Annotated in this window: 7 protein-coding genes; 4 read left to right on the plus strand and 3 right to left on the minus strand. The window is 55.4% G+C overall.

From position 1 onward, the window contains the following. Position 1: 1 nt before the first annotated feature. Positions 2-1165: a GuaB3 family IMP dehydrogenase-related protein gene (locus SynMVIR181_RS04640; RefSeq protein WP_186524968.1), complete on the minus strand. Its 1164-nt coding sequence runs from the start codon at positions 1163-1165 to the stop codon at positions 2-4. A 60-nt stretch (positions 1166-1225) separates the two neighbouring features. Continuing rightward, positions 1226-1909: a CAAD domain-containing protein gene (locus SynMVIR181_RS04645; RefSeq protein ID WP_186590147.1), complete on the minus strand. Its 684-nt coding sequence runs from the start codon at positions 1907-1909 to the stop codon at positions 1226-1228. A 130-nt stretch (positions 1910-2039) separates the two neighbouring features. Here SynMVIR181_RS04645 and gyrA point away from each other — a divergent pair, with 130 nt between their 5' ends. From gyrA to SynMVIR181_RS04660, 3 genes are all read left to right on the plus strand, one after another. Continuing rightward, complete coding sequence (gene gyrA / locus SynMVIR181_RS04650) at positions 2040-4661, plus strand: DNA gyrase subunit A (protein WP_186590148.1); 2622 nt, start codon at positions 2040-2042, stop codon at positions 4659-4661. A gap of 2 nt (positions 4662-4663) precedes the next feature. After that, positions 4664-5902, plus strand: a complete 1239-nt coding sequence (gene crtL, locus SynMVIR181_RS04655) for a lycopene beta cyclase (RefSeq protein ID WP_186590149.1) — start codon at positions 4664-4666, stop codon at positions 5900-5902. A gap of 168 nt (positions 5903-6070) precedes the next feature. Then, positions 6071-9379 (plus strand): autotransporter outer membrane beta-barrel domain-containing protein, encoded by a 3309-nt coding sequence (locus tag SynMVIR181_RS04660; RefSeq protein ID WP_186590150.1) that lies wholly within the window; start codon positions 6071-6073, stop codon positions 9377-9379. Positions 9380-9479: 100 nt separating this feature from the next. Here SynMVIR181_RS04660 and SynMVIR181_RS04665 read toward each other — a convergent pair whose 3' ends face one another. Further along, positions 9480-11048: a glycoside hydrolase family 57 protein gene (locus SynMVIR181_RS04665; RefSeq protein ID WP_186590151.1), complete on the minus strand. Its 1569-nt coding sequence runs from the start codon at positions 11046-11048 to the stop codon at positions 9480-9482. Between the two features lie 131 nt (positions 11049-11179). Here SynMVIR181_RS04665 and SynMVIR181_RS04670 point away from each other — a divergent pair, with 131 nt between their 5' ends. After that, the gene (locus tag SynMVIR181_RS04670; protein WP_186590152.1) at positions 11180-12802 is read left to right on the plus strand and encodes a 2-isopropylmalate synthase; all 1623 of its coding nucleotides are present in this window, start codon (positions 11180-11182) and stop codon (positions 12800-12802) included. The last annotated feature ends 10 nt before the right edge of the window (positions 12803-12812 follow it).

A 12812-nucleotide genomic window follows, 5' to 3' on the forward strand; every position in this document is an offset into this window, starting at 1 on the left:
CTTATTTGCCCATCCCCAACTGCTGGGCTTTCTGATACACCTTCCCTTCAGTCAGCAGTGATGGCGCAACCACCACTTCAACCTGCTGCATCTCCTTGATGGTGCGAGCCCCGAGGGTTCCCATCGAGGTCTTGAGGCAACCGAGCAAGTTGTGGGTTCCATCGTCGAGTTTGGCTGGTCCTCGCAGGATGCGTTCGAGGCTGCCGGTGCTGCCAACGTTGATGCGCGTGCCCCGCGGTAGTACTGGGCTTGGGGTGGCCATTCCCCAGTGGAATCCACGGCCTGGCGCTTCTTCTGAGCGGGCAATGGGGGATCCGATCATGACGGCATCAGCACCGCAAGCGATGCACTTGCAGATGTCACCACCGGTGACGATTCCGCCATCAGCCACGATCGGGACGTAGCGACCGCTTTCTTTTTCGTAGTCAGCACGGGCAGCGGCGCAATCGGCAACCGCTGTTGCTTGGGGAATGCCGACGCCTAAGACGCCACGGGATGTGCAGGCAGCACCAGGACCAATCCCCACCATCACGCCTGCAGCACCGGCGCGCATCAGTTGTAGGGCAACCTCATAGGTCACGCAGTTGCCGATCACCACGGGCACACCCATCTCGCGGCAAAGCGTTTCCAAATTGAGAGTCTCTTGTCCTTCAGGGCCGATGTGGTTTGTGGAGACCACGGTGGCTTGCACAAAAAACAAATCGGCTCCAGCCTCTGCAATCGCTTTGCCAAAGCGCAATGCTGCGACGGGGGTGCCGCTCACCGCTGCAATGCCGCCCTGGGATTTGATCGCTTCAATGCGCTTGCGAATCAGGCTTTCTTGAACCGGTTTGCTGTAGATCTCTTGCATCAACGGCACAAAGTCGTCCTTGCCGACGGATGTGATGCGATCTAAAGCCTCGGTGGGGTCCTCGTAGCGGGTCTGAATGCCTTCAAGATTTAAGACGCCAAGCGCTCCGAGCTGGGAGAGCCGCACTGCCATGTCCACGTCCACCACTCCGTCCATCGCACTGGCAATGATCGGGATTTCACGTTCGATTCCCCCGAGGGACCAGCTGGTGTTGGTGACTTCCGGATCAACCGTGCGACCCCCCGGCACCAGGGCGATCTCATCGATGCCATAGGCCCGGCGAACAACTTTGGAGCGTCCGAGCTGAATGTCCACCGCGAGTCGTATTAAAGATCAGTACAAACTACCAACCGGTCATGCGCTGCGTGGCCGTGATCAGGGACGAACGGAGCCCCTGAAGGCGGCCCAAATGCCGCCCACGTTTGCGAGCAATGCTTTTCGCTCCTCGCTGCGAATCAGCCTTGTGGTTGAGAACCAGATCACCCAACCAAGGCCTACCAGTTCAAACAATCTTGGAGCGAGAGGGATGCTGCCAATCGCCGCCAGGATTCCGCTGTAAATCCTGATCAGCAGGGTTAAGCCAATCAGGCCCACAAGCAGAAATAGGGGCCGGCGGGACCGTTGCCAGAGCTCAACGAGGTTGTTGTCATCCCACCACTGACGCACTTTGGAGCTCAGCAGATCCCACTCCCCGCCAGCGCTGGAGGTGTCGTCGCTGCTGGCTGTGGCTGCCACTTGGATGCGCTCAGCGATCGCTTCCGATGCTGCGGGCGTTGGAGCGGATGCGGTAGCAGGTTCTTGAACAATCTCGGGTTTCTGAGCGATCACAGGATCTGGAGTGATCGGGGCCGTAGGACTGACGGGTTCTGGTGGCTGGGTCTCGGCTTGAACTGCTGACGGCTCTGCCGCAGCGGGATCGGCTGCTGATGACTCTTCGACAGAAGGTTCTGGTGCTGCAGGCTCTGAGGCTGGCGAACCTGATGCGATCGGATCGGTGCTGTTGATCTCCATCGAGGGGCTGGAGTCAGAGGGCGACGGATTGATCGGATCGGTTTCCATGGCCTTGGTAGCACTGCGCGGATGCGCAACTTTAAGGGCGTTTTCTCGTGCCGTTTTGAAGACGCAGCAAACCCTGACGTAGTCGAGCGTCCTTCTCGCGATAAGATGGGAAAAGGCATTTAGGTCTTGTATGGCGGATCCAGTGGGACCCGGCAGCGGCGGTCCCGGCGAATCCGACGAACGGATCATCCAGACAGATTTGCGCAAGGAAATGTCGCGCTCCTATCTGGAGTACGCGATGAGCGTGATCGTTGGGCGTGCGCTGCCCGACGCTCGAGATGGGCTTAAGCCCGTGCACCGGCGAATTTTGTACGCCATGTACGAGCTCGGGCTCACCAGTGATCGGCCCTACCGGAAGTGCGCCCGTGTGGTGGGCGAGGTGCTTGGTAAGTACCACCCGCATGGTGATACGGCGGTCTACGACGCCCTGGTGCGCATGGCCCAGGACTTTTCGATGTCCATGCCGCTGATTGATGGGCATGGCAACTTCGGATCGGTCGACAACGACCCACCGGCCGCCATGCGTTACACCGAATCGCGGTTGCAGGCGCTCACCACCGACAGCCTCCTTGAAGATATCGAGGCTGAAACGGTTGATTTCGCCGACAACTTCGATGGTTCGCAGCAAGAACCCACCGTTCTGCCATCACGGATCCCCCAGCTGCTCCTGAATGGATCAGCGGGAATTGCGGTGGGCATGGCCACCAATATTCCTCCGCACAACCTCGGAGAACTGATCACTGGTCTGCTGGCCTTAATCAGCAACCCGGAGATCACAGATCAGGAGCTGATGACCCTGATCCCAGGCCCTGACTTCCCCACCGGCGGTCAAATCCTGGGTCGCAGCGGCATTCGTGAGACCTATCTCACCGGCCGCGGCTCGGTGACGATGCGAGGGGTTGCGGGGATCGAAACGATCGAGGCGACCGGTCGCCCGGATCGTGATGCGGTGATCATCACGGCCCTGCCTTACCAAACCAATAAGGCGGCGATGATTGAACGCATCGCCGAGATGGTGAACGACAAGAAGCTGGAAGGGATTTCCGATATTCGCGATGAAAGCGATCGCGATGGGATGCGCGTGGTGGTGGAACTGCGCCGCGACGCCTACCCGCAGGTGGTGCTCAACAACCTCTACAAGCTCACCCCGCTCCAGAGCAATTTCAGCGCCCACATGCTGGCGTTGGTGAACAGCGAGCCGATCCTGCTCACCTTGCGCAAGATGCTCGAGGTGTTCCTCGAGTTCAGAGTTGAGACGATTGAACGCCGCACGCGCTATCTGCTGCGCAAGGCGGAAGAGCGCGATCACATTCTCCTGGGCTTGTTGCTGGCCCTGGACCAACTTGATCCGATCATTGCCCTGATTCGTGCGGCACCCGATGCCGCAACAGCGCGCACGCAGTTGCAGGAGCGCCATGGTTTGTCTGCTGTGCAAGCAGACGCCATCTTGCAGATGCAGCTCAGGCGTCTTACGGCGTTGGAAGCGGACAAGATCCGCTTGGAGCACGAGGATCTTGTCACGAAGATCGCCGACTACAAGGACATCCTTGGCCGTAGGGAGCGGGTGTTCGGGATCATCGAAGACGAGCTGGGGCAGCTGCGCGATCGCCATGCCGTTCCTCGCCGCACTGAGATTCTGGATCTTGCCGGTGGTCTGGAAGACATCGATCTGATCGCCAATGAGCGCTCCGTGGTGTTGCTCACCGAAACGGGGTATCTCAAGCGGATGCCGGTGAGTGAATTTGAAGCCACCAGCCGCGGCACGCGCGGCAAAGCCGGTACGCGCAGCCAAGGGGAAGAGGCGGTCAAACTCTTTATTGGCTGCAACGACCACGACACCTTGTTGCTGTTTAGCGATCGCGGCGTGTCGTATGCCGTGCCTGCCTACCGGGTGCCTCAGTGCAGCCGTACTGCGAAGGGCACACCGATCGTGCAGCTGCTGCCCATCCCTCGGGAAGAGGCGATTACGTCGTTGCTGGCGGTGTCCGAATTCAACGATGACACCGACTTGTTGATGCTCACCACGGGCGGATACATCAAACGCACCAGGCTTTCGGCCTTTAGCAACATCCGCTCCAACGGTTTGATTGCCATCGGCCTGGAAGAGGGTGATGCGCTCACTTGGGTGCGGCTTGCTGTGCCTGGAGACAGCGTGCTGATTGGGTCTCGAGCAGGAATGACGATTCACTTCCGGCTCAATGACAACGAGCTGCGCCCATTGGGGCGTACGGCTCGTGGCGTGCGCTCGATGAATCTGCGCGCTGGCGACAGCTTGGTGAGCATGGACGTGTTGCCGGTGGAGTTGGCGGATCAAATCGCTGCCAGTAGCGATGAGGGCGATGAAGGCAGTGATGAGGGCGACACTGCTGCGGTGGCGGAAGGCCCTTGGGTGCTGGTGGCCTCGGCCTCTGGCCTTGGCAAACGGGTGCCGGTTACGCAGTTCCGTTTGCAAAAGCGGGCTGGCATGGGCCTGCGGGCGATGAAGTTCCGCACCGATGCCGATGAACTTGTGGGCTTGCGGGTGCTGGGTGCGGGTGAGGAGCTGCTGCTGGTGAGCGAAAAAGGTGTGATTGTGCGCACCAGTGCTGATGCAATCCCGCAGCAATCCCGCGCAGCCACAGGTGTGCGCTTGCAGCGGCTCGATAAGGGAGATCGTTTGGCCGATGTGGTGTTGGTTCCACCTGAAGCCGAAACGGACGACGACAACGAAGCCAGTGCAGAGGAGTCGTCTGAACCATCAGCTGAGGGCTGACCTTGGCTGATGGCGCCGATGTGCTGGTGATCGGGGGCGGTCCGGCCGCCCTTTGCATCGCTTCTGAATTGCATCAGCGCGGAGTGTTGGTGGAGGGCATTGCACCGAATCCGGTGGATGCCCCTTGGCCGAACACCTACGGGATTTGGGCGAAGGAACTTGAGCTCTTAGGCCTGGAGGATTTGCTCGAACACCGCTGGAGCAACACGGTGAGTTTTTATGGCGCGGGTGGCTCTGATGCAGACGATCAAGCCACGCCGCACGGGCTGGATTACGGGCTGTTTGATCGCCACAAGCTTCAGCAGTACTGGTTGGGCCATGGTGAGGGAATCACCTGGCATCAAGACAGCGTCGATCGCATCGAGCTGAAGGCTGATCGCACCAGAGTGGATTGCGCCTCGGGGAAGCGGCGCCTGGCCCGGGTGGTGATTGACGCTTCAGGTCACCGATCGCCGCACATCCGCCGGCCGGACCAAGGGCCTGTCGCTGGGCAAGCGGCCTATGGCGTGGTGGGTCGCTTTCAAAAAGCTCCAGTGGAGCCAGGCCAATTCGTGCTGATGGATTTTCGCTGCGATCACCTCAGCTCTGAGCAACGCCAGCAACCTCCTACTTTTCTGTATGCGATGGATTTTGGTGATGGGGTGTATTTCGTGGAGGAAACATCGCTAGCTCTCGCACCGGCTTTTCCTGAAGCTGAATTGAAACAACGCCTAGAGCAACGCCTGGCCAAGGCGGGAAATGCGATCACCGAAGTGATTGATGAGGAGCATTGTTTGTTTCCGATGAATTTGCCGCTACCTGATTTCAACCAGCCGCTGCTCGCCTTTGGCGGTGCGGCGAGCATGGTGCATCCAGCTTCTGGCTACATGGTGGGAGCGTTATTAAGACGCGGGCCTGGATTGGCGGACGCCTTGGCCGCGGCTTTAAAAGAGCAACCAGCGATGGGATCTGCAGCTCTGGCGCGCGTGGGCTGGCAAGCTCTGTGGCCGATGGAGTTGGTGTTGCGCCACCGCCTGTTTCAGTTTGGTTTAGGCCGTTTGATGGGCTTCGATGAACGGCTATTGCGCCGCCACTTCACGAGCTTTTTTCAGCTATCGCAAGCGGATTGGAGTGGCTTCCTCACCAACACCTTGCCGTTGCCGCAACTGATGGGCGTGATGCTGCGTCTGTTTGCGATCTCACCTTGGGATGTGAGGCGCGGGTTGGTGCTGGGGGCACAAAAATTTTCAAGCGATTTATGACTCCGGCTTAACGCATGATGTTTTGTGTTAAGTAAATATTAAATTAATAGCTGCAACCACTTCTTTGTTCGCTTTGGTTCGAAAAGTGCAGATATTTCGTGATCAGACGAGAATGCGCGTTGCCAAGTTCCAGAAAGCAGCCCAAAGTTGAAAAAATTCATTTATTAAATGAAACTTCGACATTTCACTGTCACAGCTTTTGGTGCTGTAGTTGCATGTTCTTTTTTGCCCAAAGCAATGGCAAGTGATTACAATCTTGTAAAAGGTAGCGACGGTAAAGTTTATTGTATTGGTACAACTACTGGGACATATTATTTTGCTGGAGAAAATGTTAAAGGGTTTGGGATTAATGGTAACACTGATAGGGCTGAGTATTCGTCCACCGTTCCTGTCAACCCAGAAAATGGTAATAACGGGAAAGTAGATAAGGGACTTGAAACGAATAGAAATCACTGGTCTAACGAAGGGCAGTCTGTTTGGGGATTTGATTACTATACTAATGGGAGCAGTAATAAGGTTGCTAAAAGTATCTCCCAAGTTATTAGTCTTCAATTCCCAACGGGAATTGGGAGTGCAAATAGGCTAAGGGGATTTGAAGGAGGGACACATCAGCCGAATGTGCTAGATAAAGAAGTTCGAGCTTATACGGTTGAAAATGTCGCTTATTCGGTATCTCTTAATTTGTGCGAATACGAATATAGTGATGACATTCCTCCTGTAAATCTGGAAAAAACTTGGTATACTTCTAAGGAGTTGCTGACCGGTCAGGTTCGTCCTGTTTTTGAGGGCGGTACGCTTCTGTTTGACAAAAATGCGCTTTACTCAGATGATAACTTTGTTGTTAATAATGTTATTGGTAATGCAATTCACAATAACGATTTAAATATTGAGTTGAGAGGTGTTCTGTCTGGTCAGGGAGGACTAAGCTTTTTAGGAAATGGCACGACGACTTTGTCTGGCGCCAATTCCTACATTGGAGATACTAATATTTTATCTGGCATATTTAAAGTAACAGGCTCTCTCAGCGATGTAACCGCAGTTTCTGTGAGTCAAGGCGCTGTATATAAAGTTGCAAGTACAGATACTGTTGGCTCTATTGAAGGTGCTGGCGACATACAAGTGTTTCCTGGTAAAGTGTTAACGACTGGTGGCAATAATCGAAATACTACATTCTCTGGTTATCTCCGTGGTGATGGAGGCCTTTCAAAGATCGGAAGCGGTGTATTAACTATCTCGGGCTCGAAAAATGACTATCTGGGAAGCACGACTATTAGCGGAGGAACCTTAAGGCTAGGTAATCCAAAAGGTATTCCTCAGGCTTCTGCGACAGTAGTAAATTACGGTGGAACACTTGACTTAAATAATCAATCTCCAGTAATTGATTCTCTTGCGCTGAATGGAGGTAATGGTAGCGGAACATTGGATGATATCTTGAAGAATACTGCCAAGATTCAGGGCGGAAATTTACCAGGAACAATTACCTCAAATGGTGGTATGTTGATCGGTATTACGGGTACTAACGCAATATTAAATGCCACGAGCGGCAGAACTTTTCTGCGTGATGGTGTGAATTTAGGAACAGGTTCTTTGACGGGTGGTCAGCTGTGGGCTGCTGATGATGATACGGCTGCATTCACGAATTTTACGTTGAATACAGTTGCTGTGGTTCCTAATGAGCCTGGCAAAGGGGCTGGGCTTGGAACTAATAATCCAGGATTGGTTGTTGGTTTTGGTGAGAAAGATTCGTATTCAATGCGCATTGGTGTAGACGCGCAGGGTAATGATAATGGCGGTCGTTTTACTTATACTGGTGGTAATGTTTATCTCTTTAACCCTGTTACCGACGCTGATCGTAATTCTGATCGATCTCAGTATGAAGGAACGTGGAATGTACTTGATTTCACAGAGGGTGATTTAACGGCTGCAGAGTATTCGACAATGTTTAGTAACACCTATCTATTGCTTGTCGCCCCAGATGGAAGTGATTACGACTATTTGAAGTTTAATGCTGCTGGAGTTCCTGTTGATCCAAAGGGAGCGACGCGTGAGGTTGAGTTGGTCAAGGGATCATTGAAGGTAAATGTTGGTGGCGTTAATCCTAATGCTCGAATTTCTAATTTTTGCGGCAGCGCCCAGGGCGGCCTGTCACAAGACATGTTCAATCAATTCCCGCTTATGTCTACAGAAGATTTTTCTGAGGGTGCACGGCGTGGATTCTGCCCGCGCAATATTGATGCTGCGGGCCAAGCGATGGCTAATTACAATAATTTGCTTGCCGATACGATTTTTGAGCGCACACCAATGCGCCGGTTTACGGAAGTGGAGGTTGCCGCGGTTGAACCTGTCACCGAGCTTGAGGTGGAACCAGTGGTTGAGCCTGCAGTTGAACCGGTGCGCGGCTTGTGGAGCAAGAGCGGTGAGCTGAATGATGCAGCAGCTGGTGAGTATTTAGAGCAAAAGGTTGATCCTCAGCCGCTGGTGATTGCAGATGCGCAAATCGCTGCTGATCATCAAGAGCAGCACGTGATTGAGGTGAACGGCAGAACCTACGCCGAGGATGATTCTTTAACGGCTGAGTATGCAGATGTTGAGGGAGTGCGTGGTTGGTTCCGCGGCTTTGGTGGTTCCTCTGGTGATTACAACGGAGAGACGGGAACGGTTTATAACCCTTACGGCATCTCCGGTGGCGGCGGAGTGGTTGGAGCGGATGTCTCGCTGAGTGAGTCGTTCCAGTTGGGCGCTTATGCCAACTATGGCGACATCAGCCTGTGGCAGACCAACAGCGGCGACACCTTTGGTGGCGGCGGCTGGAATGCCGATGGTTGGGGCGGCGGCATCACGGCTGATTACTGGACCAACAATTTCTATGTGCAGGGATTGCTCGGAGCAACAGGATTCAGCGGCGAGCAGCGGCGGACGATTAATGAGTACGGGGCCATGTACACAGCAGGAACAGCCAAGGGCGAAAAGTCCTCTAGTTCGATGGTGGGAGCGCTGAGGATTGGCGCACCATTCCAGAGTGGTAGCACCTATTTCGAGCCGCAGTTCACAGCGACCTGGTCAGGCAATAACGAGAACAGGTTTAGTGAATCGGCCGATGATGATCGTTTGGGCCTGACCTATAAGGGCCGCAACACGAATTATTTGCAAACGGCACTAGGCATGAAGTTTGCCTGGCCGATGAAGACAGGAGATACGGGGCTATTGACCCCCAGCGTGAAGCTGGCCTGGCTTGGGGATTGGAATATGGGAAATGAAGACCAAACGATTGGCTTTGGTTTCAGCGATAAGACCTATTCAGTGGGATCCAATCAAGAGAATCAAAACGGCGGATTGATTGAAGCGGGTCTTGATTACAGCGTGGCCAAGATTGAATCCACCACGGTGAAGGCTTACTTGCGTGGTGGGGCGGAAGTATGGGGAGGCAATAGGGGAACGAACTGGCGCGCGAGCGGTGGGATGACCTTCCAGTTCTGATTGGGCTAAGTCTGATTGAACCAGCTCTGATTTGCTCTTGTCCTGCAGAGAGAGGATTGTTGAACAAAGCCTCCCTTCGGGGAGGTTTTGTTATTGAGTTTTAAACAGCCACTTGTTTCCAATCAGCAGGTTGAATCAAAGGGAATAGGGAATCTTCTGATTCCACATCGTTGAGCCAGGTTTCACTCATGCTGTCTCGGCCATCGATGCAGGCCATCAGCGTCCAAAAGCGTTCTAAGTGGCGTTCGATGCGTTCTTTGGCCAGTCCAGTGGTGGTGCCTGCGCGCAGGATGAAACTCCAGTCTGACGACTGAGACAGCAGCAATTCGCGGCCAGCTTGATGGAGCATGCGCAGCCCTTGTTCACTGCCAACCCCGCGGCTGCAGCGTTCTTTCATCGCTCTGCCGGCGCGGCTCCATTCCGGAATGATCCAGGCGTTGCTGTCGTTGAGCCAATAATCGTGAAATCCCCCTTGTCCCCAGCTGGAGGGAGAGGGATCGCAGATTTGCAGATTGGGAGTTTTGCTGAGCACCCCGCGCAGGGTGGTGAACGTCACCTGTTGCTCCGGTCCTTGCCGGAACAGCTCAGCTAAAAACGATGGGCCTTCATACCACCAGTGGCCAAACAGTTCGGCATCAAATGGCGCCACCAATAAGGGAGCCGTTTCCATGCGCTCTTCAAGGGCCTCGAGTTGCAGACGCCGGCCCTCGAGGTAATGCTTGGCGTGGTCCTTGGTGCGTGCCTGAGCAAGCTCTGGTTCATAGGGCTGTTTGGCATCCAGCGGAGCGCGTTGGTCGCTAACGCGATGCAACTTGAGGCCCAGCGGTCGTTGGGTGGGCAGTCCAAAGGCTTCAATTTGCTCTTGAGGGAGATCCCAGCCCAGATCACGGTGGAATTCCCGGTAGGCAGGATCGCCGGGGTAGCCATCACGCGCGGACCAGACCGGCAGGGTGGCATCGCTGTCGCGCCCGAAAAAGGCCACACCATTGCGGCTGCTAATCGGGGCGTAGACCCCGTATCTGGGCCTTGGCTTGGCGTGGAGCAAACCATGGCCATCCAGTACCGCGTAGCGCAAACCTGCATCGCGCATCCATACATCAAGGCCCTCGTAGTAAGCGCATTCCGGTAGCCAGATCCCCAGTGGTTGCTGGCCGATCAGGCGATGATGTTCTCGAACTGCGGTGCGCAACTGGGCCCGAACAGCTTCCGGGTGTTCTCGCAGCAACGGCATGTAGCCGTGGGTGGCACCGCAGGTGAGCAGGTCGAGCACTCCTTGTTGTTGCAGGGCGCTAAAGCGTCCGATCAGATCACCGTTGCTGTTGTGCCAGCTGCACAGGTAGCGCTCAAAGCAACTCTGAAGGTGCAGTGCAGCGGCTTTGCGATCGCTGGGGGCCTGTTGCAGCAGCTGCAAGCGCGCTTGAACCCAGTTCGGGAAGCGTTCGTGGAGGGTGCTGTCTGCGAGCAGCGACAACAGGGTTGGTGAGATCCCCATCGTGAGCCGTGCTTGCTGTTTTGGATCGCCTGCAGCCGCCTCCAACATCTCCACCAAGGGGAGATAGCACTCGATTAATGCTTGAAAAAACCAGTCTTCTTCCAGCGAATTCGCTTCGCTTGCCCGCACATAGGGAAGGTGCGCATGGAGAACAAGGGCTAATGCTCCTTGGGCCAACGCTCACCTGCTTGATCACTGATGTGAATGTACCGGTATTTCTCCCTAAAGCCGCCGGCTCGTAACGCCCGCCTCGATTAAGATGGCGTAACTCATAGTCATTCCGACTAAAACCCTTCGAGGCTTTAGCCATGGCCAAGGATCCAGGCCGCGTATTGATCTTCGACACCACTCTTAGAGATGGTGAACAATCCCCCGGAGCCAGCCTCAACCTCGAGGAGAAGTTGGCGATTGCGCAGCAACTGGCCCGTCTTGGCGTGGATGTGATCGAGGCTGGCTTCCCCTTCGCGAGCCATGGTGATTTTGCTGCTGTGCAGCGCATTGCCCAGCAGGTTGGTGGTGAGAACGGCCCGATCATCTGTGGTTTGGCCCGCGCCTCCCGCGGCGACATCAAGGCCTGCGCTGATGCTGTGGCCCCGGCCCCCAACCGCCGCATCCATACCTTTATTGCCACCAGCGACATCCATCTCGAGCACAAATTGCGCAAGAGCCGCAAAGACGTGCTGGGCATCGTTCCCGAGATGGTGGCCTACGCCCGCTCCTTCGTGGACGATGTTGAATTTTCCTGTGAGGACGCCGGACGCAGCGATCCTGAGTTTTTGTACGAAGTGATCGAAGCGGCGATTGCTGCTGGTGCCACCACCGTCAATATTCCAGACACGGTGGGCTACACCACACCGTCTGAATTTGGGAGTCTGATTGCGGGCATTAATCAGCATGTGCCGAACATCGATGACGCGGTGATTTCCGTGCATGGCCACAACGATCTCGGGCTGGCCGTCGCCAATTTCCTTGAGGCCGTGAAATCGGGGGCCCGTCAGCTGGAATGCACGGTGAATGGCATCGGTGAACGCGCTGGTAATGCCGCTCTCGAAGAGCTGGTGATGGCCATGCATGTGCGCCGGCGCTATTTCAATCCCTTCTTTGGACGAGACGAGAATTCACCAACGCCCCTCACGGGAATTCGAACGGAAGAAATCACAAAGACCTCGCGTTTGGTTTCCAATCTCACTGGCATGGTGGTGCAGCCCAACAAGGCGATTGTGGGTGCCAATGCTTTTGCCCATGAATCGGGCATCCATCAAGACGGTGTGCTCAAAAACCGGCTCACCTACGAAATCGTTGATGCCCGAACCGTGGGGCTCTCTGACAACCGGATTTCCTTGGGCAAGCTCAGCGGCCGCAGCGCTGTTCGGGCTCGCCTCGAAGAGCTCGGCTACGACCTCAGCCGTGAAGACCTTGATGATGCCTTTGCCCGCTTCAAGGATCTTGCCGATCGCAAACGGGAGATCACAGACCGCGATCTGGAGTCGATCGTCAGCGTTCAGGTGCAACAGCCCGATGCCAAATATCAGCTCAAGTTGGTGCAGGTGAGCTGCGGAAATAGTCTTCAGCCCACAGCCACGGTGACCCTCGCCGATGAAAATGGCCAGGAACAAACCGCAGCGTCTGTGGGCACCGGACCGGTGGATGCGGTGTGCCGTTCTCTGAATCAACTGGCAGGGGAGCCCAATGAATTGGTGGAGTTTTCTGTGAAGTCGGTCACCGAAGGGATTGATGCCATGGGTGATGTCACCATTCGTCTGCGCCGCGACGGCCAGCTCTATTCCGGTCATTCCGCTCATACCGATGTGGTGGTGGCCGCCGCCGAGGCCTTTGTGAATGCTCTCAATCGTCTTGTGACAGGAACAGCCGGACCAACCATCCATCCCCAACGGGATATGGCTGAGCTGGATTCCAGCCCGGTCCATTAATTAGGGCTCG

This window comes from Synechococcus sp. MVIR-18-1 (assembly GCF_014279835.1).
Taxonomy (GTDB): Bacteria; Cyanobacteriota; Cyanobacteriia; order PCC-6307; family Cyanobiaceae; genus Synechococcus_C.

What these genes read in the sequence shown, in the direction of transcription:
- SynMVIR181_RS04645 (WP_186590147.1), bottom strand. Translation starts at nt 1,909, where the DNA reads ATGGAAACCGATCCGATCAATCCGTCGCCCTCTGACTCCAGCCCCTCG.
- gyrA (WP_186590148.1), top strand. Translation starts at nt 2,040, where the DNA reads ATGGCGGATCCAGTGGGACCCGGCAGCGGCGGTCCCGGCGAATCCGAC.
- SynMVIR181_RS04660 (WP_186590150.1), top strand. Translation starts at nt 6,071, where the DNA reads ATGAAACTTCGACATTTCACTGTCACAGCTTTTGGTGCTGTAGTTGCA.
- SynMVIR181_RS04670 (WP_186590152.1), top strand. Translation starts at nt 11,180, where the DNA reads ATGGCCAAGGATCCAGGCCGCGTATTGATCTTCGACACCACTCTTAGA.